Origin of the sequence: Pseudomonas paraeruginosa (assembly GCF_003025345.2) — a bacterium.
Classification (GTDB): Bacteria; Pseudomonadota; Gammaproteobacteria; order Pseudomonadales; family Pseudomonadaceae; genus Pseudomonas; species Pseudomonas paraeruginosa.
Map to the genome: position 1 here is coordinate 4,653,531 of NZ_CP020560.1, position 23,711 is coordinate 4,677,241.

The following is a 23,711-nucleotide window of genomic DNA, read 5'->3' on the forward strand; positions in this document are numbered from 1 at the left end:
ATGGACACCCTAAAAACACAATAAATGGAGCGTATGACCATGGACAAACCGGCCTCGCGGCGTTTCGGCGTGTTGATCATCGATGACGAACCCCAGGTGACCTCGGAACTTCGCGAACTGCTGGAAAACAGTGGCTACCGTTGCGTGACCAGCACCCACCGGGAGGCGGCCATCGCCAGCTTCCAGGCCGACCCGAACATCGGCCTGGTCATCTGCGACCTGTACCTGGGCCAGGACAATGGCATCCGCCTCATCGAGAGCCTCAAGGAGGCCGCCGGCAGCGGGCGTTTCTTCGAGTCGATCATCCTCACCGGCCACGATGGTCGCCAGGAAGTGATCGAGGCCATGCGGGTCGGCGCCGCCGACTACTACCAGAAACCGGTGGCGCCACAGGAACTCCTGCGTGGCCTGGAGCGCCTGGAGAACCGCCTGCAGGAGCGGGTGCGCAGCCAGCTGAGCCTGAGCCACGTCAACCAGCGCCTGGAGTACCTCGCCGAGTCGCTGAACTCGATCTACCGGGATATCCACAAGATCAAGTACGAAGTGCATGGCAACAGCCAGCCGAGCGCCCTGAAGAGCGAGGACAGCCCGCCGCCGACGCCGGTCGCGGAAAGCCAGGTGTCCCCGGCCAACCCGCTGTTCAGCAAGCTCTCCCCCCGCCAGCAGGCGGTGGCGCGCCTGGTGAGCAAGGGCCTGACCAACTACCAGATCGCCTACGAGCTGGGTATCACCGAGAACACCGTGAAACTGTACGTGTCCCAGGTGCTGCGCCTGATGCACATGCACAATCGCACCCAGCTGGCGCTGGCCCTCTCGCCCGCGGCGATGCAACAGGGCAGCGGGGCGGTGGTGCACTGAAGCGGCCGCTACGGCGGAATCGCTAGATCAGCAGTTCCGCCTGCCCTACATCGACCTCGAGGATTTCCGCATCGATGTAGCCGAGCTGTATACCCAGCAGCGGCAGGACCAGGTTCAGGAGCGGCGTCAGCAGATTGTCCACCAGCGGCGCGACGACCGAGTTGACGATGAGGTCGGTCAACGCCGTCGGCCCACACAGCAACGGCAGGCACAGCCCCAGTACCTCAGGCTGTACGCTGATCCGGGACTTGAGCGTGCTGCCGAGGGAGCCGCCTTCCGGCAGCCTGCGGCTTCGAGAGAGATCGGAACCATCGGCTTTCACCACGACTGCGCTGTCACCGGAGCTGTTGGCGAGGGTGGTGTCCAACTTCAGATTCAGCTTCACCAGGCCTCCAAGCACCAGGATGGCACCAGCCTGGTCGATGTTGCCCGGGGCGCCGATCCGTATGGTCGCCCCGCTGCTGTTCCACCCGAGCCCCAGGTGAGTGTCGGGCCGGGAGCAGGTCATGCTCTCCAGCCAGAGCGCCCCTGACGCCCCTTCGATGGCCAGTTGCAGTTTCGTTGTGGCAAGGATCGAGAGGAAACCGGAGTCGATATCCGCGGTGAGCCTCAGTTGAGCCTGTTTCACCTCGGTTCGCCATGCCCCGGCGGCATCTCGTCCCGGAGGACCGGACACCACCCTCTTGGGCTCGATGACCGTGACCCGGACGTTGGCCAGCCCCGGTATCCCCAGACCCACGGCGACCGCCGAGTTCTTGTTGGCGACCTGGGCCACCGCCATGATGAGGTCCAGGGCGTTGATCGCCGTATCCAGCTGGGACACGCTGTTCACCTCGCCGGCGCTCAGCCCGAGCACGTCCCCCAGCTTCAGCGTGGCCGACTTCACTCCAAGCAACTGCGTCTTCAGCGCCTCGACCGAAGCCACGCCGCTCTTCGCCAGGACATTCACGCTGGCGGCAAGCACCTGCTGCAGTCCGACATTGGTATTCAGCAACTGCTCGATGGTGCCCAGGCTGGTATCGACGCCGATCAACCCCATTCCGTCCGGCCCGAGGATGTCCAACACACTGAGCTTGGCATCGGCGATGCCGTTATAAGCCGCCGCCGAAAGACTGATGTCGGTTCCCAGCAATCCGCTCAGTATGGGATTGAGCAGGGCCGACTGGCTGCTGTTCAAACTCGCCAGACCGGTGCCCGCGGAAATCGTGGCGCTCGGCAGACGTCGGGCCACCGCTTCCGCGCGCAGGTTCACGTTGGCGTTGGCACCGCCGAACAACCCCGCCAGGTTGGCCACCAGGCTGCCGGGAACGCTCTTGCTGACGACCACACGCACCGCCTCGTTGTCGACGGACACGTTCGAGGCGCTGGAGGAAAATCTGCGCAGCCCTCCCAGGCTTTGTACCCCGCCCACCTCCGCCAGCAGACCGGAACCGGCGGCGTTCGCATCGAAACCGTTGAGCGATGCGCTAGCCCTGGCGAAAGACGTGGCCTGGGCACTTGTCTGGTCACCGCACAAGGCCCCCTGGGAAGCGCTTTCCAGCGCCGCCACATCCGCCACCCGCTGCAGGTTGCGCTGCTCCAGGTAGAGCCGCCCGGTATCCACCACCAGCAGCAGGCAGATCAGCGCCAGCAGCAGAGTGGTCGCCGCCAGGATGCCGATCGCCCCGCGCTGTCTCGCAGGCCATCCGTTCATGCCCTGCCCTCCGCCCGACCCGTCAGTTCTTGCTTTCGCCGAAGCCGCGATCTTCCAGCAGGTACTCGGGAATCTCGTGCTCGTAGCTCTTCAGGTAGCGCTGATAGGCGCGTTCGCGCTCCGCCGCGGTCGCGCCCTGGCGCACCGGGCTGGCGGCCTGGCCGCTGGCCTGGATGGCCAGCCAGGCGCGGCTGGCGGTCTGCGGCTCGGCCGGCGGCGGGGCGGCGGGATAGACAACCGGCCTTTCCGCGCCCCGGGCCAGTGCGGAGGCCAGCAGCAACGCGCCGATCAGGATTGGCTTGTGCATCGTTCAGCTCCCCGGCGCCGGCTCACGGCGCCTCGTTGGTCATCGCGGTACGCAGGTGCGCGGGCCGCGCCGGAGCGGCCGGCAGGTCCGCCAGTGGCTCCTGCTCCGGCGCCGGGCCGGACGGCTGCGCCGGGGCGCCCCAGTTGCGCGCCCGCGCCTCGGCCTCGCGGATGTCCCGCTGGTCCAGTTGCAGGCGCTCGATCAGGCGCTGCGCCTCCCGCCGCTCGCCCTGCAGGTAGAGCAGGCCGAGCAGGTTGGTGGCCGGCAGCTTGCCGCCCTGCTGCAGCTCCAGCGCGGTGATGAATTCGAAACGCGCGCCGACCCGGTCGCCGCGCTTGAGCAAGGCGACGCCGAGGTCGTTGCGGAAGCGGCTCTCGGTCGGCCGCAGGCGTGCCGCCTCGCGCAATTCGAGGACCGCGCGGGCGCTGTCGCCGGCGCGCAGGGCGAGCAGGCCCAGCCCGTGGTGCGCTTCCGGCGCCTTGCAGGTCCGCAGCAGCGACTGGTACTCGGCCCTGGCCTTCGGGTCGCCGATCCGGCGCAGGATCAGTGCCTTTTCCTCGCGCACGTCGAGCAACGCCGGCGGCATGCTTTCCAGGTTGGCCAGGGCCGCGTGCAGGCGCCCTTCCCTGATCATGTCGCGCACCATGTTCATCTGCAGTTCCTGCTCCTGGCCGAGCTGGGCCGGACACTCGCGTCCGGCGCCCGGCCCCGGAGGCAGCCCCGGCAGGCTGGCGCAACCGCCGAGCAGGGCGGCGCCCAGGGCAATGCCGATCAAGCCTTTCATCCCAATCCTCCCAGGGCCTTGCTGATGGCGATCACGCCCGGTCCGGCGAGCACGATCAGCAACGCCGGGAACAGCAGCACCATCATCACCAGGCTCATCTTCGCCGACAGCTTGCCGATACGTTCCTGCAAGGTGGTCAGGCGCCGGTCCTCGAACAGTTGCTTGAGCGTCAGCAGGGTGCCACGCGCGCTGCCACCCTGGCGCAGCATCTGCCGCAGCACGCCGCAGCAGTCGTTCAGCGGGTCCACCTGCAGGCGCCGGGCGAGCGCCTCCAGCTCCTCCGCCAGGTCGATGCCGTTGCCGGCACGGGCCAGCGCCAGGTCCAGTTCGCGAGCCAGTTGCGGGGTGATGCCGCGGCCCTCCTGGCAGACCACCCGCAGCGCCTGCTCCACCGTCAGGCCGGCGTCGAAGAGGATGCGGATCAGTTGCACGAACAGGATCATCTCTTCGGCGATCAGCGCGCGCCGGGCCTTGGCGAAGTGCTTGAGAACCTGCTTGGGCAGGAGGAAACCGATGCCGGCGGCGAACAGCAGCGGCACCGCGTGGGACGCCTCGCTCTCGGCGCGCAGCAGCCTGGCCAGCAGGACCAGCAGGACGAACAGCAGCGGCGTGAGGAACACCGAGATCAGGTAGAGCGTGCGATGGCGGCTCGCGTGCCAGCCGGCTTGCTGCAGCAACTGGCGTGCCTCGCTGTCCATCAGTTGCAGGCGACGCACCCAGAAGCTGTCGTCCATCCGCTCGGTCATTCCGGCCAGCCAGTCTCCCGCGCCGCCGGGGTTGGCCAGGCCGCCCAGACGCTTCTCGATCAGGCGCTGCTCGCGACTGCCGTTGCGCGCCTGGAGCAACAGCAGCAGCCCGCCGCCAAGGGCCATCAGCACTGCCGCGAAGATCAGCCACTGTGCCTGCATGGTCGCCTCCTAGACGCTCTTGAGCATGCGCCAGAGCGCATAGCAGCCGAGCAGTTGCAGGCCCAGCGAGGCCAGCAGCAGGAAACGCCCGCTGCCGTCGGCCCACATGTTCAGCAGATAGCCCGGGTTGCTCGCCAGGATGTAGCCCCCCAGGGCGCTCGGCACGCCGGCCAGGACATAGGCGCTGATGCGCGTCTCGCCGGTCATCGCGTGTAGTTGCCGGCTGAGCTTCTCGCGCTCATGGATGAGCCTGACGATGCCGTCCAGCAGGTCGGTGGTGTTGCCGCCGTAGCGGTGGTTGACCGAGACGCCGAGGGCGAGGATGCGCAGCTCCTCCACCTCGTAGAGTTCGGCGACCTCCTGCAGAGCCTCCGGCAGGTGAATGCCGAGAAGCACGTGGTTGCGCGCCAGGCCGAAGATGTCGCGCAGCGGGTCCTCGGCATCCTCCACCGCCTGCATCAGCGCGTCGCCCAGCGTGCGCCCGGCATGCAGGCTGCGCACCACCTGGTCGAGGAAGCGCGGCATCTGCCGGATCATCCGCTTCAGCCGGCGCCGGTAGAGCATGCCCAGGATGCCGCGCAACAGCAGCAGCGCCAGCAGCAGCCCGGCGAGCAGGCCGGGGAACCCCAGCAGCCGCTGTCCGGCCCCGGCCAGCAGCAGCGCAACCAGTAGCGCCCCGACCAGCCACGGCCGCGAATGCTGGATTCCGGCGCGACGCAGCTGCCGGGCCAGCCAGTGGCTGCTGCGCGGCCGTTCGGCGGTTTCCGGACGCCCGAGCAGGCGCTCCAGCACCTGCTCGTTGCGCCCGGCACGCCAGCCCATGAACGCCAGGGTCAGCGCGGTGAGGCCCAGCAGGCCGCTGAACAGCACCAGCAACTGCGCCCCGTTCACAACAGCTCCTGGCGGAACTTCTGGCCGACCGGCGCGGCCTGGCGGACGAACTGGCCGCTGCCACGCCGGTCGAGGCTGAACAGGGTATTGGTGACGTATATGCCGTCGCGCACCTCCAGCACCTCCAGCACTTCGCTGATGCAACGTCGACCGCTGGCCAGGCGGGTGATCTGTACCACCACGTCGAGCGCGGCGCAGATCATCAGGCGCAGGGTCTGCTCCGGCAACCTGTTGCCGGTGAGGCCGACCAGCATCTCCATGCGCAGCAGCGAGTCCATCGCCGAGTTGGCGTGCACCGTGCTCATCGAGCCGTCGTGGCCGGTATTCATCGCCTGCAGCACGTCGAGCACCTCGACCCCGCGGATCTCGCCGAGGATGATCCGGTCCGGGCGCATCCGCAGGGCATTGCGGATCAGGTCGCGGGCGGTCACCTCGCCATAGCCCTCGGCGTTCGGCGGACGGGTTTCCAGGCGCACCACATGGTCGTGACCGAGTTGCAGTTCGGCAGTGTCCTCGATGGTGACGATCCGTTCGCGCGGGTCGATGAAACCGCTGATGACGTTGAGCAGGGTGGTCTTGCCGGTACCGGTGCCGCCGCTGATGAGGATGTTGCAACGCCGCGAGACGGCCTGGCGGAGGAACTCCAGCAAGGCCTCGTCGACGCTCTGGTAGGCCAGCAGGTCGGCGCTGCGCAGCAGTTCCTGGCTGAACTTGCGGATCGAGATGCACGGTCCGTCCAGCGCCACCGGCGGGATGATCGCATTGACCCGGCTGCCGTCCGGCAGGCGCGCGTCGACCATCGGGCTGGACTCGTCCAGGCGCCGCCCGAGCGGCGCGAGGATGCGCTGGATCACGCGCAGCACATGATGATCGTCGATGAAACGCAGGTCGCTCTGGTAGAGCCGCCCTTCCCGCTCGATGAACACCCGCCCCGGTCCGTTGACCAGGATTTCCGAGACGCCGGGGTCGCGCAACAGGATTTCCAGCGGGCCGAAACCGGTGAGTTCGTCGACCAGTTCCTCGGCCAGACGATCCAGTTCATAGCGGGAGATCGCCAGCTGGTGGCGCGAGCCGTATTCGCAGACCTTTTCCGAAACGTACTGGACCACCGCGCCGCGAGCGCCTTCCAGCAGGTTCATGCCATCTTCGTCGATCTCGTCGATGATGTAGCGGTGCAGGCGCAGCTTCAGCGCCTGGATATCCTGCTCCTGGCGATAGTGGAAACCGCCGCCGTCCGCCGGCGCGCCGAATGCAGGCCTCATAGCAGCGCCGCCTTGGCCCGGCCGAGCCAGGACAGCAGCGAGCGACGTTCGCCGCGCGCCACGCAGAGGCTGTCCGCCAGTTGCCGCAGCCTGACCGCCAGCGGGTCGCGCGGGGCCACCTCGAACAGACTCTTGCCTAAGTTCTTCGCGCGCAGGCGCGATTCCGGCGACAGCGGCAGCACGCCGAACAGGTCGAGGTCGAACATCCGGCTGAGGGCCTGCTGGTCCGGCGCCACGTTGGGCAGGTAGCGCTCGATCAGCAGCTCGATGGAAGGCAGCGGCAGGTTGCGTTCGCGCAGTCGGCGCAGGCGCTCCAGGCCTTTCTTGCAGGACGGCACGCTCTGGTCGACCATCCACAGCACGCGGTTCGCCTGCACCAGCAGCTGGTTGCTCAGCTCGCCCTCGGGCAGCCCGGTGAGGTTGACCACCACGTGGCTGAACGCCCCGCGCAGATTGCCCAGCAACAGGTAGAGCTCGGCGGTGGTGACCCGCTCGAGCACGCCGGGCTCGTCGGTCAGGCTGAGTATCCGCAGGCCGCTGTCGAGGCGGGAGAAGGCGCTGTCGATGAGGGTCTGGTCGAGCCGCCGCAGGTTACGCAGGGCATCGCTGAAGGTGAAGGCCGAGTCCAGGCCGAGAATCGCCAGCGCTTCGCCGGTCGGCTGGCCGACATCCAGCAGCAGGACCTGGTTCGGCGTCTGTTCCTGCAGCGCCTTGGCCAGGTGCAGGGCGACGAACGCGCCGTCGGCATCCGGCCGCGCGCTGACCAGGGTCAGCAGCTCGCCCTGGCGCGCCGCGCTCACCGGGACGCTGGGCAGGCGCCCGCCGAGGCGGCGAACCAGCCCGGTCAGCTCGCTGGCGCGGGCACCGTAGGTGATGAAGTCGCGCGCCCCGGCGCGCATCGCCGCGAGCACCAGCTGGTTGTCCAGGCCATCGCCGATGGCGACCACCGAGAGCATCGGCCGTGCCGAGACCAATCCTTCGACCAGCGCGCCCTGGGACGCCAGGTTGTTCTTGCCGAGGCTGATGAACAGCACGCCGGCGGCGGTGACATCGAGCAGCGCCAGCAGCTCCTCCAGGCTCGCACTGCCGGCCGGCACCACCTGCCCGGCGGAGGCCAGGCTGTTCTGCAGCCAGTCGAGCTCCCCGGGATGCTGGGTCAGCGCCACGAAATTCTGGTTCATCCGCGCCTCCCTAGTCCGACAGTCCGGTATCGTTCTGCTGGCCGTCGTATTCGCCGCGCTCGAGGAAATACAGGCGCGAGAAGCCCGGGTCGTAATGGCGCAGGCCTTCGCCGGGCAGGCCCGGCAACTGCGCGTCGGCGGCCAGCGGCTGGACCAGGTGCGGGGTGACGATCATCAGCAGCTCGCGGTCGTCCTTGTCCAGCTTGGTCGAACGGAAGAAGGCGCCGAGGATCGGGATGTCGCCCAGCCAGGGAAACTTGTCGACGTTGCTCACCGAGTTGCTGCTGGTCAGGCCGCTGATCACGAAGCTTTCGCCATCGGCCAGCATCACGCTGGTGTCGGTGCGCCGCACCCGCAGGGCCGGCACCGCCACCCCGCCGCTCTGGATGCCGGCGCTGTAGTCCAGCTCGCTGACCTCCGGCGCCACCTTGAGGGCGATGCGCCGGTTGTTCATCACCGTCGGGGTCAGGGTCAGGCGGATGCCGAATTCCTTGTATTCGATGGTGACGTTGTCGTTGGTGCCGTTCGGCACCGGGATCGGGAACTCGCCACCGGCCAGGAACGACGCGCTCTGCCCGCTCATCGCCACCAGGCTCGGACGCGCCAGGGTATAGGCGAAGCCGCTGCCCTCCAGGGCGTTCATGAAGCTCAGCCACTTGCCGCCGCCGAAGATCAGGTTGAAGCCCGAAGCGCCGGCGCCGAAGGTACCGCCCAGGCCGCTGCCGTCGGCGTTCACCTTGATGTCGCCGAGGCTGCCCGGCGCGCCGAGCACCCAGAGATTGCCACCACGACGGACGAACGATGTGCTGGCCTGCTTGAGCTTGCTGCGGCTGACCTCGACGAAGCGGATGTCGGTCTGCACCTGGTTCGGCAACTCGTCCGCGCCCCCCGCCCCGAGCGCTGGCGCGGCAGCGGTATCGACGCTGCCGCGCCCTTCGACCGCGACCTGGCTGCGCAGTGGTTCTGCGCTGCAGGCGGTCCAGATCAGCAGGCTGGTGGAACCCTGCTCCTTGCCGGTGACCAGCAGGCTGCTGCGGTCCAGCAACTGCACGTCGGCGATCTGCGGATCGCCGATGGCCAGGCGCTTGATCGGCACCGCCAGGCGCAGGTCATTCTGCTGCCCCTGGGCGACATTGACCTGCGGCGCCTGCGCCAGCAGTTCCAGGCAGCCCTGCGGCAGGGCCGAGGCCGGCTGCGCAAGCGACAGCGCCAGCAACCCGGCCAGCCCACACCACATCTGTACTCCCCTGGTCCGATGCATGTGCCGGCTCCCTCTCAAGGCGCTTCATGGGTCATGGCACTGCCACGGTAGACCGCCACCCCGGCGGCGGCCGGCGCGCGCGGCGCCGCGCTGCGCACGCCGGCCGGCGTGGCCTTGCGCCGCTCGAGCAACTGGTCGAGGGTCAGCGCCGCGCCTGGAGCGCCCAGCGAGGCCCGCAGCAGCGGGCCTTCCTGTTCCCTGCGGTAGAGTTCCTCGTCCTGGCTGCGGATCGCCAGGCGCAACGCCCCGGCCTGGCTCGCCAGCATCAGCCGCGCCACGCCTTCCGCCGGCACCGCCAGCACGGCGGTACGCGGCGGGCGCGGATCCTTTTCCGTGGCCGAACGGTCCTGGCCGTCGCCGCCCACGGCGATCCGTTCGCCGTAGGTGAGCACCCGCACGCCGGGCAACACCAACTGCGCCAGCGACGTCGACTCGCCACCGCGCTCGTCGCGGATGAAGAGCATCACGTCGACGTAGTCGCCGGGCAGGACGAAGCCGCCGCCGCCGATCACCTCGTCCACCGCGATCGCCATGGCGCGCTCGTCCGCACGGATGGTGCGGGCCAGCGGACCGCCGGGCTCGAGCGTCGCCGCGGAGAGGATGCTGCCCGCCGGCACCGCCACCCAGACCCGCTTGCCGAGCAGCGCCTCGGGCTTGTCGTAGCTGCCGGCCGGCGCGGTGCGCAGCATTTCCACGACGAGGTCGTCCTTGCCGATCACCGCCAGCGCCGGCAGGTCACGGCTGGCCACCAGCACCGGCTTGCGTTCGAGTTTCTCCAGCGACGCGTCCACCACCGAAGTCGCCGGCGCCACCGCGGGGACCTGGACGGTCGAAGGCGCACGCCCGATCGACACGCCGAGGTATCCAAGCAGTACGGCACCGACCAGCAGCAGCCCGGCCAGCACCATCAGCACCTTGCTATTCATGGGCAGACCCCTGCTATGCGTCCGGGCAGTTCGGATATAGGAAAATCACCGGCGAACGCCAGTGGGCGAACAAGAGAGGGCGGCGTCTTACGGTCCGTGTCATGGCCATACTCCGGGATTGGCTTTCCATGGCAGGTACTTCGAGGCTATCGGCTGACCGGAAGGTATTCGTCAAGAACTAAAGTTCATAACTTCGCCTGGCCATCGATATATCCGAATCTAGTCTTCCGATGATCAATGTCAATTTCCATTAGATGTAGTCCAAGTGCTGTAACCCGCCTATATAACCTTGCGACTAATCCACTCCTACTAATGCCATTTACTTGTTGCAAACTGCCATCACCGACCTAGCCTCAGCGGTGAGGCATCGCTCTGTCTCGGTGGTTTGCCGCGTGCGAGGAGTAGACTGAAAAATGAAAAACCTGTCCCTGTTCCTGTATTGCAAGTTCCGCGCATTCCTGGCGGATGAAGAGGGGGCCAATGCCATCGAATACGCGGTTATCGCCGGATTGATCGCGGTCGCTCTTATTGCGGTATTGAGCCCGACGGATAGCGGTATCGTCGGCGGGCTGAAAGCCTTCTTCGACGGCGTCGGAGAAAAAGTCGGCGGCCTGGCCCCCTCAGCAAACTGACCTCTTTTCCTCCCGCAATCCCCCTTTCCCCATGGCGCCATTTTCATGGCGCCACTATTTTGCCTTTATACTGGCACTATGCTACAAAGCCTCCCGCTCAGGCGCTGGAACACAGCTTTCCCCCGTAAGCTCCCCCTGGTGGCCTGGGCTCCCTGCCCCACCTGAGGCTTTTGCCAGGACGCATCGCTCATGCTTCGCTCGCTGTCGTTTGCCAAGAAAATCCTTCTCGCCGCCGCGCTGGTGGTGGTCTTCGCCTTCACCTGCTTCATCCTCTACAACGATTACCGGCAGCGCGAGGCCGTGCGCACGGACACGGAAAACTACCTCGGGGAAATCGGCACCCTGACCGCCAGCAACATCCAGAGCTGGCTGGAAGGCCGCATGCACCTGGTGCAAGGACTGGCCTCGCAGCTCGCGCTGCTCGAGCAGCCCGACGAGGCGGGCATCGCGCGACAGCTGGAACAGTCGGTGTTCAGCAGCAACTTCGCCTCGGTCTACCTCGGCGAGGCAGCCACCGGGGCGTTCACCATGCGTCCCTACGATGCCATGCCGGCAGGCTACGATCCGCGTACCCGTGCCTGGTACAAGGAAGCGCTGGCGGCCGACCGGCTGATCGTCACCGAGCCTTTCGTCGATGCCGGCACCGGCGAGCAGATCCTCGCCATGTCGCTGCCGGTGCGGCACAACGGCCAACTGCTAGGCGTCGCCGCCGGCGACATGAAGCTGGAAACCCTGACCGCGATCCTCAACTCGCTGAAGTTCGACGGCGCCGGCTATGCCTTCCTGGTCAGCGACGCCGGCAGGATCCTCCTCCACCCCGACTCCGGGTTGGTCCTGAAGAGCCTCGCCGAAGCCTATCCCAAGGGCGCACCGGCAATCGCCCCCGGAGTCCATGAAGTGGAGCTCGACGGCCGCAGCCAGTTCGTTTCCTTCACTCCGGTGAAGGGACTGCCCGGCGTGACCTGGTATGTCGCCCTGGTTCTCGATCGCGACACCGCCTATTCGATGCTCAGCGAGTTCCGCACGTCGGCGATCGTCGCCACGCTGATCGCGGTGGTCGGCATCATGTTCCTCCTCGGCATGCTGATTCGCGTGCTGATGCAGCCGCTCACCGACATGGGCCGCGCCATGCAGGACATCGCCCAGGGCGAGGGCGACCTGACCAAGCGCCTGAAGGTCACCAGCGACGATGAGTTCGGTACGCTGGCCAACGCCTTCAACCACTTCGTCGAGCGCATCCACGAATCGATCCGCGAGGTCGCCGGCACCGCCCGCCAGTTGCACGACGTGGCGCAACTGGTGGTCAACGCCTCGAATTCGTCGATGGCCAACTCCGACGAGCAGTCCAACCGCACTAACAGCGTCGCCGCCGCGATCAACGAACTCGGCGCCGCCGCCCAGGAGATCGCCCGCAACGCCGCCGACGCCTCGCACCATGCTTCCGACGCCAACCATCAGGCCGAGGACGGCAAGCAGGTGGTCGAGCAGACCATCCGCGCGATGAACGAGCTGTCCGAGAAGATCAGCGCTTCCTGCGCCAACATCGAGGCGCTGAACAGCCGCACGGTGAACATCGGGCAGATCCTCGAGGTGATCAAGGGCATCTCCGAGCAGACCAACCTGCTCGCCCTCAACGCCGCCATCGAGGCCGCCCGCGCCGGCGAGGCCGGGCGCGGCTTCGCGGTGGTCGCCGACGAGGTGCGCAACCTCGCGCACCGCGCCCAGGAGTCGGCGCAACAGATCCAGAAGATGATCGAGGAACTGCAGGTCGGCGCCCGCGAAGCGGTGGCCACCATGACCGAGAGCCAGCGCTACAGCCTGGAGAGCGTGGAGATCGCCAACCGCGCCGGCGAACGCCTGGGCAGCGTGACCAGCCGGATCGGCGAGATCGACAGCATGAACCAGTCGGTGGCCACCGCCACCGAGGAGCAGACCGCCGTGGTCGACTCGCTGAACATGGACATCACCGAGATCAACACCCTCAACCAGGAAGGCGTGGAGAACCTCCAGGCCACCCTGCGCGCCTGCGGCGAGCTGGAGACCCAGGCCGGGCGCCTGCGGCACCTGGTGGACAGTTTCAAGATCTGAGCCCGTCCGTCCCGCCGGGGATATCGCCACGGGCGTTATCCGCCGGGCCCCCTCGCTGAAACGGCGGATAATCGCGAAGCGGTTATCCGCCCCACGCACTCATCCAGCCCCAATGAAAAAGGCGCCCAAGGGCGCCTTTTTCATTGCCTGGCGCTCAACGCCGCTTCTTGCCGCCCATCAACGAACCCAGCAGGCCGCGCACCAGTTCGCGGCTCAACTGGTTGGCCGCCTGGCGCATGGCGCTCTTCACCGTCGAGTTGGACAGCAGGCTGCCGAGGATCTGCCCGGCCATGCCGCCGACGCCGGACGAGCCCTCCTGCTGTGCGGGCGCCTGGCCCTGCACCACCGGCTTGGCGGCCGCCTTGCTCGCCAGTACCTCGTAGGCCGACTCGCGATCGATCGGCTGGTCGTAGCGGCCCTTCAATGGCGAACGCTGGACCAGTTCGGCGCGTTCGCTGTCGCTCAGCGGGCCGATCCGCGAATAGGGCGGCGCCACCGCGACACGCTGGACCATGGCCGGCGTGCCCTTCTCCTCCAGGGTGCCGACCAGCGCCTCGCCGATGCCCAGCTCGGTCAGTACCCCCAGGGTGTCGAACGCCGGGTTCGGGCGGAAACCGTCGGCCACCGCGCGCAGCGACTTCTGTTCCTTGGCGGTGAAGGCGCGCAGGCCGTGCTGGATGCGCAGGCCGAGCTGGGCGAGGACGTCGTCCGGCAGGTCGCCCGGCGACTGGGTGACGAAGTAGACGCCGACGCCCTTCGAGCGGATCAGCCGCACCACCTGTTCCAGACGGTCGCGCAGGGCTTTCGGGGTGCCGTTGAACAGCAGGTGGGCCTCGTCGAAGAACAGTGCCAGCACCGGCTTGTCGGCATCGCCGCGCTCCGGCAGTTGCTCGAACAGTTCGGCCAGCAGCCAGAGCAGGAAGGTCGCGTAGACCTTCGGCGCCTCGTGCACCAGGCGACTGGCGTCGAGCAGGTGGATGCGTCCGCGTCCGTCCGGCTCGGGGCGGAGGATGTCCTCCAGTTGCAGCGCCGGTTCGCCGAAGAACGCCTCGGCGCCCTGCTGCTCCAGGGTCGCCAGGCGGCGCAGCAGCGCCTGCCCGGAAGCACCGGTGAACAGTGCACGGTCCTCGCCGAGGATTTCCGGATTGTCCTTCAGGTGGTTGAGCAGCGCCTTCAGGTCCTTCAGGTCGAGCAGCAGCAGGCCTTCGCGATCCGCCACCTGGAAGGCGGCGAACAGTGCGGCCTGCTGGCTGTCGGTCAGTTCCAGCAGGTTGGCCAGCAGCAGCGGGCCCATTTCGCTGATGGTGGTGCGCAGGGGATGGCCGGTCTTGCCGGCGATGTCCCAGAGCGTGGTCGGGTAGGCCTTCGGCTGGTAGTTCAGCCACGGCATGCTGGCGATGCGCTCGGCGACCTTGCCCTGCGGATTGCCCGGCGCGGCGATGCCGCACAGGTCACCCTTGATGTCGGCGGCGAACACCGCCACGCCGGCGTCGCTGAAGGACTCGGCGAGGTGCTGCAGGGTCACCGTCTTGCCGGTACCGGTGGCGCCGGCGATCAATCCATGGCGGTTGGCCAGGCGCCAGGCCTGCCCTACCGGCTGGCCATCGGGGCCAGCGCCGATCAACAACTCATTCGCTTGCGACATCCATTCATCCTCGGGACTAAAGCTCCAGCACGCAGTGCCGACAGTTAAGGAAAGCCCTTTTATACCGGGGCCTCCAGCGGCCCCCGCTAGCAGATGCGCGGGGACCGCGAAGGGGCGTCGGGCCCGCCGTACCGGCCCGACCTGGCCGTCCAGCTTCAGTGAAGACCGTCCGGCCTTCCTGAGACAGGAAAAAACGCCATCGTATCCGTATCACGCACTCTTCGGAGCCACCAGGGAACCGTGGCTTCGCGGCACAAGGCAGTGCCTGGGTCGACGGGCTTGCACCCGCCCGGCCCGCCCGACGCTGCAAGGCGTGCGGACAGCCCCGGCCGATCGCGGAGCGCTCGCCGGGGCCAGGTCAAAGACTGGCGCTACATACTCCTGGACGCAATACAACATGATCAAAAGTCTGAAGTTCAGCCACAAGATCCTCCTCGCGGCCTCCCTCGTGGTGTTCGCCGCCTTCGCACTGTTCACCCTCTACAACGACTACCTGCAACGCAACGCGATCCGCGAGGACCTCGAAAGCTACCTGCGGGAAATGGGCGACGTGACTTCCAGCAACATCCAGAACTGGCTGGGCGGCCGCCTGCTGCTGGTCGAGCAGACCGCACAGACCCTGGCCCGTGACCACGCCCCGGAAAATGTCAGCGCCCTGCTCGAGCAGCCGGTGCTGGCCTCGACCTTCAGCTTCACCTACCTCGGCCAGCAGGACGGCGCCTTCACCATGCGTCCGGACAGCCCGATGCCGGCCGGCTACGACCCACGCACCCGCCCCTGGTACAAGGATGCCGTGGCTGCCGGCGGCCTGACCCTGACCGAACCCTACGTCGACGCCGCCACCCAGGAACTGATCATCACCGCGGCAACGCCGGTGAAGGCCGCCGGCAACACCCTCGGCGTGGTCGGCGGCGATCTCAGCCTGAAGACCCTGGTACAGATCATCAATTCGCTGGACTTCAGCGGCATGGGCTACGCCTTCCTGGTCAGCGGCGATGGCAAGATCCTCGTCCATCCGGACAAAGAGCAGGTGATGAAGACCCTGGGCGAGATCTACCCGCAGAACACGCCGAAGATCGCCGCCGGTTTCAGCGAGGCCGAACTGCACGGGCATGCCCGCATCCTCGCCTTCACCCCGATCAAGGGCCTGTCCGGCCTGAACTGGTACATCGGCATCTCGGTGGACAAGGACAAGGCCTACGCCATGCTCAGCAAGTTCCGCGTCTCGGCTATCGCCGCCGCGCTGATCTCGATCGTCGCCATCCTGCTCCTGCTCGGCCTGCTGATCCGCCTGCTGATGCAGCCGCTGCACCTGATGGGCCGCGCCATGCAGGACATCGCCCAGGGCGAGGGCGACCTGACCAAGCGCCTGAACGTGACCAGCCACGACGAGTTCGGCGTGCTCGGCGAGGCCTTCAATCAGTTCGTCGAGCGCATCCATCGCTCGATCCGCGAGGTCGCCGGGACGGCGCACAAGCTGCACGACGTCTCGCAACTGGTGGTCAATGCCTCGAATTCGTCGATGGCCAACTCCGACGAGCAGTCCAACCGCACCAACAGCGTCGCCGCCGCGATCAACGAACTCGGCGCCGCCGCCCAGGAGATCGCCCGCAACGCCGCCGACGCCTCGCACCATGCTTCCGACGCCAACCACCAGGCCGAGGACGGCAAGCAGGTGGTCGAGCAGACCATCCGCGCGATGAACGAGCTGTCCGAGAAGATCAGCGCTTCCTGCGCCAACATCGAGGCGCTGAACAGCCGCACGGTGAACATCGGGCAGATCCTCGAGGTGATCAAGGGCATCTCCGAGCAGACCAACCTGCTCGCCCTCAACGCCGCCATCGAGGCCGCCCGCGCCGGCGAGGCCGGGCGCGGCTTCGCGGTGGTCGCCGACGAGGTGCGCAACCTCGCGCACCGCGCCCAGGAGTCGGCGCAGCAGATCCAGAAGATGATCGAGGAACTGCAGGTCGGCGCCCAGGAAGCCGTCAGCACCATGACCGAGAGCCAGCGCTACAGCCTGGAAAGCGTGGAGATCGCCAACCGCGCCGGCGAACGCCTGAGCAGCGTCACTGGCCGGATCGCCGAGATCGACGGGATGAACCAGTCGGTGGCCACCGCCACCGAGGAACAGACCGCCGTGGTCGACTCGCTGAACATGGACATCACCGAGATCAACACCCTCAACCAGGAAGGCGTGGAGAACCTCCAGGCCACCCTGCGCGCCTGCGGCGAGCTGGAGGCCCAGGCCGGGCGCCTGCGGCAACTGGTAGACAGCTTCAAGATCTGAACCTGCGCGGCCTTCCCATCCAGCATCCGCCGAGCCGACGAGAAAAGCGCCCCCGGCGCTTTTTTCGCTCTCCACGTCGCATTCGGCGCAACCATTCATCCAGTGCGCTAAAGCTTCCGGGCTTGCCGCCGACAGACACGGCAAGCCTTGCAGTTGCGATCCAACTGGGGCTGTTCACGACAGCGCGCCCGCGCCTCCCGGATGCAAGAAACCATGATCAAAAGTCTCAAGTTCAGCCACAAGATCCTGCTCGCCGCCGCCCTGGTGGTGATCGCGACCTTCTCCCTGTTCACCCTCTACAACGACTCCCTGCAGCGCACCTCGATCCGCGAGGACCTCGAGGATTACCTGCACGAAATGGGCGAGATCACCGCCAGCAACGTGCAGAACTGGCTGAGCGGGCGCATCCTGCTGATCGAGAACCTGGCCCAGACCCTGGCCCGCGACCACAGCCCGGAAACCACCCAGGCCCTGCTGGAACAGCCGCTGCTGGGCTCGACCTTCCTCTTCACCTACCTGGGACAGACCGACGGCACCTATACCGCACGCCCCACCAGCGACCTGCCGGCCGACTACGATCCGCGCCGCCGCCCCTGGTACAACGCCGCCATCAGCGCCGGCCAGACCACCCTCACCGAACCCTACATGGAGCCGGCCATCCATGAGCTGGTGCTGACCATCGCCAGCCCGGCGCGCCAGGGCGGCCAGCCGTTCGGCGTGGTCGGCGGCGACCTCAGCCTGCAGACGGTGGTGAAGATCATCAACTCGCTGGACTTCGGTGGCATGGGCTACGCCTTCCTGGTCAGCGGCGACGGCAAGATCCTCGTCCATCCGGACAAGGACCAGGTGATGAAGAACCTCAGCGACGTCTACCCACGCAACACGCCGAAGATCGGCAGTGGTTTCAGCGAGGCCGAACTGCAAGGCAACACCCGCATCCTCAGCTTCTCCCCGGTCAAGGGCCTGTCCGGCCTGAACTGGTACATCGGCATTTCGGTGGACAAGGACAAGGCCTACGCCATGCTCACCAAGCTGCGCACCTCGGCCATCGTCGCCGCGCTGATCGCGGTGGTGGCCATCGTGCTCCTGCTGGGTATGCTGATCCGCGTGCTGATGCAGCCGCTCACCGACATGGGCCGCGCCATGCAGGACATCGCCCAGGGCGAGGGCGACCTGACCAAGCGCCTGAAGGTCACCAGCAACGATGAATTCGGCGCCCTGGCGATCGCCTTCAACCGTTTCGTCGAGCGCATCCACGAGTCGATCCGCGAGGTCGCCGGCACCGCCCGCCAGTTGCACGACGTGGCGCAACTGGTGGTCAACGCCTCGAACTCGTCGATGGCCAATTCCGACGAGCAGTCCAACCGCACCAACAGCGTCGCCGCCGCGATCAACGAACTCGGCGCCGCTGCCCAGGAAATCGCCCGCAACGCCGCCGACGCCTCGCACCATGCTTCCGACGCCAACCACCAGGCCGAGGACGGCAAGCAGGTGGTCGAGCAGACCATCCGCGCGATGAACGAGCTGTCCGAGAAGATCAGCGCTTCCTGCGCCAACATCGAGGCGCTGAACAGCCGCACGGTGAACATCGGGCAGATCCTCGAGGTGATCAAGGGCATCTCCGAGCAGACCAACCTGCTCGCCCTCAACGCCGCCATCGAGGCCGCCCGCGCCGGCGAGGCCGGGCGCGGCTTCGCGGTGGTCGCCGACGAGGTGCGCAACCTCGCGCACCGCGCCCAGGAGTCGGCGCAGCAGATCCAGAAGATGATCGAGGAACTGCAGGTCGGCGCCCAGGAAGCCGTCAGCACCATGACCGAGAGCCAGCGCTACAGCCTGGAAAGCGTGGAGATCGCCAACCGCGCCGGCGAACGCCTGAGCAGCGTCACTGGCCGGATCGCCGAGATCGACGGGATGAACCAGTCGGTGGCCACCGCCACCGAGGAACAGACCGCCGTGGTCGACTCGCTGAACATGGACATCACCGAGATCAACACCCTCAACCAGGAAGGCGTGGAGAACCTCCAGGCCACCCTGCGCGCCTGCGGCGAGCTGGAGACCCAGGCCGGGCGCCTGCGGCAACTGGTGGACAGCTTCAAGATCTGACCCCGCCCGTGTCCTGACAGGCATTCCCGCCGAGCCGGCGGATAACCGCGAGGCGGTTATCCGCCCCGCTCCAAGCGCGGCCATCCGCTCCACGCCCCCTCGCCTGCGACCTATCCCCGCGCTGGCTCTTCCAAACGCGCCGGTTGGCGCTTTCTTTCCTAGACTTGAAGCCAGGCCGCCCCGCGCACGCCGTTCGAACGTCTGCCGGGGCCGGTGGTCCACTGACTGGCAGAAGGAACAAGCTCAACGGAGGAAGGCCCATCGTGCACATCGCCGATATGACCATGTTCTACGCGCCTGCCAGCGGGGGGGTTCGCACCTATCTGGAAGCCAAGCATCGCCATCTCTGGCACTACCCCGGCATCCGCCACAGCGTGCTGGTCCCGGGCGCCGGCTACCGCCAGGCGAATGGCATCCACGAGGTCCCGGCGCCGCCGCTCCCGTTCGGCAACGGCTATCGTTTTCCCCTCCGCCGCGGCCCCTGGCGCAAGGTGCTGCGCAATCTGCAGCCGGACCTGATCGAAGTCGGCGATCCCTACCTCACCGCCTGGGCGGCGCTCGACGCACGGCGCCGGCTGGACGTGCCGGTGATCGGCTTCTACCACTCCGACCTGCCGCTGCTGGTGAGCAACCGCATGGGCGCCTGGCTGGGCACCAATGCCGACAACTATGTGAGCAAGCTGTACGGCCATTTCGACCGGGTGCTGGCGCCCAGCCGGGTGATGGCCGAGAAGCTGATGCGCCTGGGCGTCGCCGACGTACACGTGCAGCCACTGGGCGTCGACCTGGTCACTTTCCATCCGAGCAACCGCGACCCGGGCCTGCGCCAGGAGCTCGGGCTGGACGAGGAAACCCGCCTGCTGGTGTTCGCCGGTCGCGGTTCACGGGAAAAGAACCTGCCGGTGCTACTCGACGCCATCCAGCGCCTGGGCGATGGCTACCATCTGCTACTGGTGGGTTCCAACATGCCGACCCGGGTACCGCACAACACCAGCGTGGTCGACCATTTCTGCGACAGCCGGGAAGTCGCCCGCCTGCTGGCCAGCAGCGACGCGCTGCTGCACGCCGGCGACCAGGAGACCTTCGGCCTGGTCGCCCTGGAAGCGATGGCCAGCGGCATCCCGGTGGTGGCGGTGCGCGCCGGGGCGCTGGCGGAAATCGTCCCGGAACGCTGCGGCGTGCTCTGCGCGCCGAACAATGGCGACGCCATGGCCTGCGCCGTGCGCGAGCTGTTCAGCCACGACGTGGCGCAGCGCGGCCAGCGCGCGCGCCGCCACGTCGAGCGCCAGCACGCCTGGGACGCGGTGGTCGCCGGACTGCTGCTGCACTATCACGCGGTACTCGGCGACAGCGAGGCGAGGTTCCCGCGCCATGGCTGAACGCAGCCTGCTGCTGGTGCTGCATGACGTGGCTCCGGAGACCTGGCCGGACTACCGGCCCTTCGTCGAGGCGGTGGATGCTCTCGGCCAGGTGCCGATGACCTGGCTGGTGGTCCCCGATTTCCACCATCGCAACCCGCTGGAAAACGACGAGGCGTTCTGCGAACTGCTCTCGCGACGGGTGGCGCATGGCGACGAACTGGCTCTCCACGGTTTCTATCACTACGATGACGCCCCACCACCGCGCACTCCGGGGCAATACTTCATGCGTCGCATCTATACCTGGGAGGGAGAGTTCTACGCCCTCGACCACACCGAGGCCAAGGCCCGCCTGGCCGCCGGCATCCAGTTGTTCCGCCGGCGCGGCTGGCCGCTGCACGGTTTCGTCGCGCCGGCCTGGCTGATGAGCGCCGGCACCCGCCAGGCGCTCGGCGAGAGCGGACTGCGCTACACCAGCGACCCGTCCAACCTGTACCTGCTTCCCCGACTGCAACCGATCGAGGCCCCCGGCCTGGTCTGGAGCGCACGCAGTGCCTGGCGTCGCGGCCTCTCCTGGGCGCTCAGCGAGCAGCGCCGGCGGGCCTGGCGCGAAGCGCCGGTGATCCGTCTCGGACTCCATCCCGTCGACATGCGCCATCGCTTCTCCCGCGAATACTGGCTGCGCACCCTCGAGACCCTGCTGGCCGAGGGGCGCCGTCCACTGACCAAGATCGACTGGCTGGACCGCCAGCAGGCTTCGGACCGCGCGGCATGAGTCGAGGCTGGTTGCTGCTGTTCGGACTGATCGGCGCCTCGCTGATTCCGCTGCTGCTCGGCGGCAGCGACATGTTCCCGCGCCTGCGCGCCTTCCCGCTGGACAGCCTGCTGCTGATGTTCGGCATGATCGTGGTCTGCTGGTTCATCAACGGCCTGCGCCTGCGCCTGCTGCTCGCCGGCCGCGCGGGCAGGCTCGGGCAGATGCAGAGCGTCGGTATCATCATGGCCAGCGAGTTCGCCTTCTGCGCCACCCCCGGCGGCAGCGGCGGTCCGCTGACCCTGATGGCCCTGCTGGCCCGCCGCGGCCTGAGGCCGGCGCAGACCAGCGCGGTGTTCGCCGTGGACCAGTTGGCCGACCTGACCTTCTTCCTCTGCGCCCTGGGCGCGATCCTGATCTACGCCCTCAGCCATTCGCTGAGTCCGAACATGGAGTCGAGCCTGATCTTCAGCGCGGTGTTCCTGGTCGGCCTGTTCGTCGGCGCGGTGATGCTGATCCGCTACCTGCACCAGGTGATCCGCTTCAACGGCCGGGTCCTGGCCCGGCTCGGCGTGTCGCCGCGCAAGCGGTTGCACTGGGGACGCAAGATCCTGCACTTCCGCATCGCCCTGCACGACAGCCTGCGTCTGCCGAAACGCCGCCTGCTGGCGGTGTTCCTGCTCAGCAGCACGCACTGGCTGCTGCGCTTCAGCGTACTCGACCTGACCCTGCGCGGGCTCGGGGTGGATATCCAGTGGGCCTGGACCTTCCTGATCCAGATGGTTTCGCTCAGCGCCGGCCAGCTCTCGCTGATTCCCGGCGGCGCCGGCGGCACCGAGCTGACCTCGGCGGCGCTGCTGGCGCCCATGGTCGGCAAGTCGACGGCGGCGGCGGCCATCGTCATCTGGCGGGCAGTGACCTTCTATTTCTACCTGGTCGCCGGCGGTCCGGTGTTCGCCGTGCTCGCCGGGCGGCCGCTGCTGAAGAAGCTGATCAGCAGTCGCGAGGCGTCTTCCTGAGCCTGTCGTCGGCGGAGCCCTCGGCCATCCCGCCGTTCTCCTGGAGACGCCGCCAGAGTTCGGCCGCGCCTGGAAACTCGGTTCCGTCCTCGTCGCCCAGCGCGTCGATGTCGTAGCGGCTGGTGCAGCCCTCGCCGAGGGTCGGCGGCGGGCTGGCGGTACCCGCCTGCCTGGGATCGCTCATGTTCCTTCCTCCGGATGCCGGCCACGGCCGGCACCGCGCGGGAACCGACTCAGTCGAACACCACCGTCTTGTTGCCGTGAACCAGTACACGGTCTTCCAGGTGATAGCGCAGACCGCGCGCGAGCACCAGTTTTTCCACGTCCTTGCCCAGGCGCACCATGTCCTCGACGTTGTCGCGGTGGGTCACCCGCACCACGTCCTGCTCGATGATCGGGCCGGCATCCAGTTCCTCGGTCACGTAGTGGCTGGTCGCGCCGATCAGCTTGACCCCGCGCTTCGACGCCTGGTGGTAAGGCTTGGCGCCGATGAAGGACGGCAGGAAGCTGTGGTGGATGTTGATCACCTGGTGGGCGTACTTGCGGCACAGGTCCGGTGGCAGGATCTGCATGTAGCGGGCCAGCACGATGCAATCGGCACCATGTTCGTCGATCAGCCGGGAAACCTCGTCGAAGGCCGGCTGTTTGTCCTGGGGATCGACCGGAACGTGGAAATACGGGATGCCGTGCCATTCGACCATGCTGCGCAGGTCGTCATGGTTGGCGATCACGCAGGGAATCTCGCAGTCCAGTTCGCCACTGTGCCAGCGGTGCAGCAGGTCGGCCAGGCAATGCGACTCCTTGCTGGCCATCAGCACCACGCGCTTCTTCATTTCGGAATCGGTGATCCGCCACACCATGGAAAACTCGCGGGCGATCGGGGCGAAGGCCTGGCGGAAGCCATCGAGATCGAACGGCAGGGAATCGGCACGGATCTCGTGGCGCATGAAGAACCAGCCGTTATCGTTATCGGAATGATGGCTGGCTTCGGTGATCCAGCCATTGTAGGTGGCCAGGAAGTTACTCACCTTGGCAACGATCCCGACCCCGTCGGGACAGGCGATCACCAGCCGAAAAGTGCGCATGGGTATACTCCAGAAACATCGCGAAAAGCCGCCATTCTAGCGGCACGGCGGGAAAAGTTCAGCCTCGGCGACGGCCTTTCGACGGGCTGTTCGCAGGCGAGAATAAAGCCCGGCAACTGGGCAATGGCGATGCCGAATTAATTACTTTGAATTTCTTCGAGAAAACTTTTCTTCGCGGTTTACTTACAGTTTCGCCCTGACTATTATTGAATCTACTTACATGCCCGCCATCGCCACTCAGCACAGACAAGGTACCTGACATGTCCCTGATCAATGAATATCGCGCCACGGAAGAAGCCATCAAGGAACTTCAGGAACGCCTGAAGTCCCTCGAACAAGACGACAAACTGAAAAAAGAACTGGAATTCGAAGAGAAGCTGCGGGCACTGATGGGTACTTACCAGAAGTCTCTGCGCGACGTGATTTCCCTGCTCGATCCGGACGCCAAGATCGGCGGCAAGAGCACCCGCGCGGTGAAGGCCCCTGCCGGCAAGCGCGCGCGCAAGGTCAAGCAATACAAGAACCCGCATACCGGTGAAGTCATCGAGACCAAGGGCGGCAACCACAAGACCCTGAAAGAATGGAAAGCCAAGTGGGGCCCGGAGGCCGTCGAGAGCTGGGCCACCCTGCTCGGCTAAGCGCCGCTCGCTCGAAGGAACGCCAGCCTAG

21 protein-coding genes are annotated in these 23,711 nt (G+C 66.9%); 9 read left to right on the forward strand and 12 right to left on the reverse strand.

All coding sequences use genetic code 11. The features are described 5' to 3' along the window. Positions 1–39: 39 nt before the first annotated feature. Positions 40–858 carry a two-component response regulator PprB gene (gene pprB / locus B7D75_RS22040; RefSeq protein WP_012077109.1) on the forward strand — a complete coding sequence of 273 codons (819 nt, stop codon included), beginning with the start codon at positions 40–42 and terminating at the stop codon, positions 856–858. A 22-nt stretch (positions 859–880) separates the two neighbouring features. On the opposite strand, the gene B7D75_RS22045 is transcribed toward pprB, so the two are convergent. Genes B7D75_RS22045 through rcpC form a run of 9 tightly spaced genes read right to left on the reverse strand, consistent with a single transcriptional unit; the run spans position 881 to position 10,071 of the window. Continuing rightward, positions 881–2,551 carry a pilus assembly protein TadG-related protein gene (locus B7D75_RS22045; RefSeq protein ID WP_034080957.1) on the reverse strand — a complete coding sequence of 557 codons (1,671 nt, stop codon included), beginning with the start codon at positions 2,549–2,551 and terminating at the stop codon, positions 881–883. Positions 2,552–2,573: 22 nt separating this feature from the next. After that, positions 2,574–2,858, reverse strand: coding sequence for a DUF3613 domain-containing protein (locus B7D75_RS22050; RefSeq protein ID WP_012077111.1), 285 nt, complete (start codon positions 2,856–2,858; stop codon positions 2,574–2,576). 22 nt (positions 2,859–2,880) lie between these two features. Then, positions 2,881–3,642, reverse strand: coding sequence for a tetratricopeptide repeat protein (locus B7D75_RS22055; protein ID WP_033999733.1), 762 nt, complete (start codon positions 3,640–3,642; stop codon positions 2,881–2,883). Next, positions 3,639–4,550, reverse strand: coding sequence for a type 4b pilus Flp biogenesis protein TadC (gene tadC / locus B7D75_RS22060; RefSeq protein ID WP_003154899.1), 912 nt, complete (start codon positions 4,548–4,550; stop codon positions 3,639–3,641). Before tadC ends, B7D75_RS22055 begins: the two co-directional genes overlap by 4 nt. 9 nt (positions 4,551–4,559) lie before the next feature. After that, complete coding sequence (gene tadB, locus B7D75_RS22065; RefSeq protein ID WP_012077113.1) at positions 4,560–5,441, reverse strand: type 4b pilus Flp biogenesis protein TadB; 882 nt, start codon at positions 5,439–5,441, stop codon at positions 4,560–4,562. After that, positions 5,438–6,703, reverse strand: coding sequence for a type 4b pilus Flp biogenesis ATPase TadA (gene tadA, locus B7D75_RS22070; protein WP_012077114.1), 1,266 nt, complete (start codon positions 6,701–6,703; stop codon positions 5,438–5,440). Before tadA ends, tadB begins: the two co-directional genes overlap by 4 nt. Further along, on the reverse strand, positions 6,700–7,884 hold the full coding sequence (gene tadZ / locus B7D75_RS22075) for a type 4b pilus Flp biogenesis protein TadZ (RefSeq protein WP_033999736.1): 1,185 nt from the start codon (positions 7,882–7,884) through the stop codon (positions 6,700–6,702). Before tadZ ends, tadA begins: the two co-directional genes overlap by 4 nt. 10 nt (positions 7,885–7,894) lie before the next feature. Beyond that, positions 7,895–9,145: a type II and III secretion system protein family protein gene (locus tag B7D75_RS22080; protein ID WP_052151102.1), complete on the reverse strand. Its 1,251-nt coding sequence runs from the start codon at positions 9,143–9,145 to the stop codon at positions 7,895–7,897. 14 nt (positions 9,146–9,159) lie between these two features. Next, positions 9,160–10,071 (reverse strand): type 4b pilus Flp biogenesis protein RcpC, encoded by a 912-nt coding sequence (gene rcpC / locus B7D75_RS22085; RefSeq protein ID WP_058129662.1) that lies wholly within the window; start codon positions 10,069–10,071, stop codon positions 9,160–9,162. A 413-nt stretch (positions 10,072–10,484) separates the two neighbouring features. Between rcpC and flp the strand changes: the two genes are divergently transcribed. Further along, positions 10,485–10,703 carry a type 4b pilus Flp major pilin gene (flp, locus tag B7D75_RS22095; protein WP_003158020.1) on the forward strand — a complete coding sequence of 73 codons (219 nt, stop codon included), beginning with the start codon at positions 10,485–10,487 and terminating at the stop codon, positions 10,701–10,703. Positions 10,704–10,892: 189 nt separating this feature from the next. Beyond that, on the forward strand, positions 10,893–12,791 hold the full coding sequence (pctC, locus tag B7D75_RS22100) for a methyl-accepting chemotaxis protein PctC (RefSeq protein ID WP_107114427.1): 1,899 nt from the start codon (positions 10,893–10,895) through the stop codon (positions 12,789–12,791). A gap of 154 nt (positions 12,792–12,945) precedes the next feature. On the opposite strand, the gene B7D75_RS22105 is transcribed toward pctC, so the two are convergent. Next, positions 12,946–14,436 (reverse strand): helicase HerA-like domain-containing protein, encoded by a 1,491-nt coding sequence (locus B7D75_RS22105; protein ID WP_107114428.1) that lies wholly within the window; start codon positions 14,434–14,436, stop codon positions 12,946–12,948. 397 nt (positions 14,437–14,833) lie between these two features. Between B7D75_RS22105 and pctA the strand changes: the two genes are divergently transcribed. The 5 genes from pctA to B7D75_RS22135 all read left to right on the forward strand — a co-directional run bounded on the left by pctA (position 14,834) and on the right by B7D75_RS22135 (position 21,957). After that, positions 14,834–16,723, forward strand: coding sequence for a methyl-accepting chemotaxis protein PctA (gene pctA, locus B7D75_RS22110; RefSeq protein WP_107114429.1), 1,890 nt, complete (start codon positions 14,834–14,836; stop codon positions 16,721–16,723). A 213-nt stretch (positions 16,724–16,936) separates the two neighbouring features. Continuing rightward, positions 16,937–18,826 carry a methyl-accepting chemotaxis protein PctB gene (pctB, locus tag B7D75_RS22115; RefSeq protein ID WP_107114430.1) on the forward strand — a complete coding sequence of 630 codons (1,890 nt, stop codon included), beginning with the start codon at positions 16,937–16,939 and terminating at the stop codon, positions 18,824–18,826. Positions 18,827–19,089: 263 nt separating this feature from the next. Then, positions 19,090–20,205: a glycosyltransferase family 4 protein gene (locus B7D75_RS22125; RefSeq protein WP_034078293.1), complete on the forward strand. Its 1,116-nt coding sequence runs from the start codon at positions 19,090–19,092 to the stop codon at positions 20,203–20,205. Next, on the forward strand, positions 20,198–20,959 hold the full coding sequence (locus B7D75_RS22130; protein ID WP_012077123.1) for a DUF2334 domain-containing protein: 762 nt from the start codon (positions 20,198–20,200) through the stop codon (positions 20,957–20,959). The genes B7D75_RS22125 and B7D75_RS22130 overlap by 8 nt, the downstream gene beginning before the upstream one ends. After that, positions 20,956–21,957 (forward strand): lysylphosphatidylglycerol synthase transmembrane domain-containing protein, encoded by a 1,002-nt coding sequence (locus tag B7D75_RS22135; protein ID WP_012077124.1) that lies wholly within the window; start codon positions 20,956–20,958, stop codon positions 21,955–21,957. Before B7D75_RS22130 ends, B7D75_RS22135 begins: the two co-directional genes overlap by 4 nt. Here B7D75_RS22135 and B7D75_RS22140 read toward each other — a convergent pair. Next, positions 21,932–22,141: a hypothetical protein gene (locus B7D75_RS22140; RefSeq protein WP_053817711.1), complete on the reverse strand. Its 210-nt coding sequence runs from the start codon at positions 22,139–22,141 to the stop codon at positions 21,932–21,934. The two genes, B7D75_RS22135 and B7D75_RS22140, sit on opposite strands and share 26 nt — an antisense overlap. Before the next feature lie 49 nt (positions 22,142–22,190). Then, complete coding sequence (gene purU / locus B7D75_RS22145) at positions 22,191–23,042, reverse strand: formyltetrahydrofolate deformylase (RefSeq protein ID WP_107114431.1); 852 nt, start codon at positions 23,040–23,042, stop codon at positions 22,191–22,193. Between the two features lie 260 nt (positions 23,043–23,302). Between purU and mvaT the strand changes: the two genes are divergently transcribed. Then, positions 23,303–23,680 carry a histone-like nucleoid-structuring protein MvaT gene (gene mvaT, locus B7D75_RS22150; RefSeq protein ID WP_012077126.1) on the forward strand — a complete coding sequence of 126 codons (378 nt, stop codon included), beginning with the start codon at positions 23,303–23,305 and terminating at the stop codon, positions 23,678–23,680. Positions 23,681–23,711 lie beyond the last annotated feature (31 nt).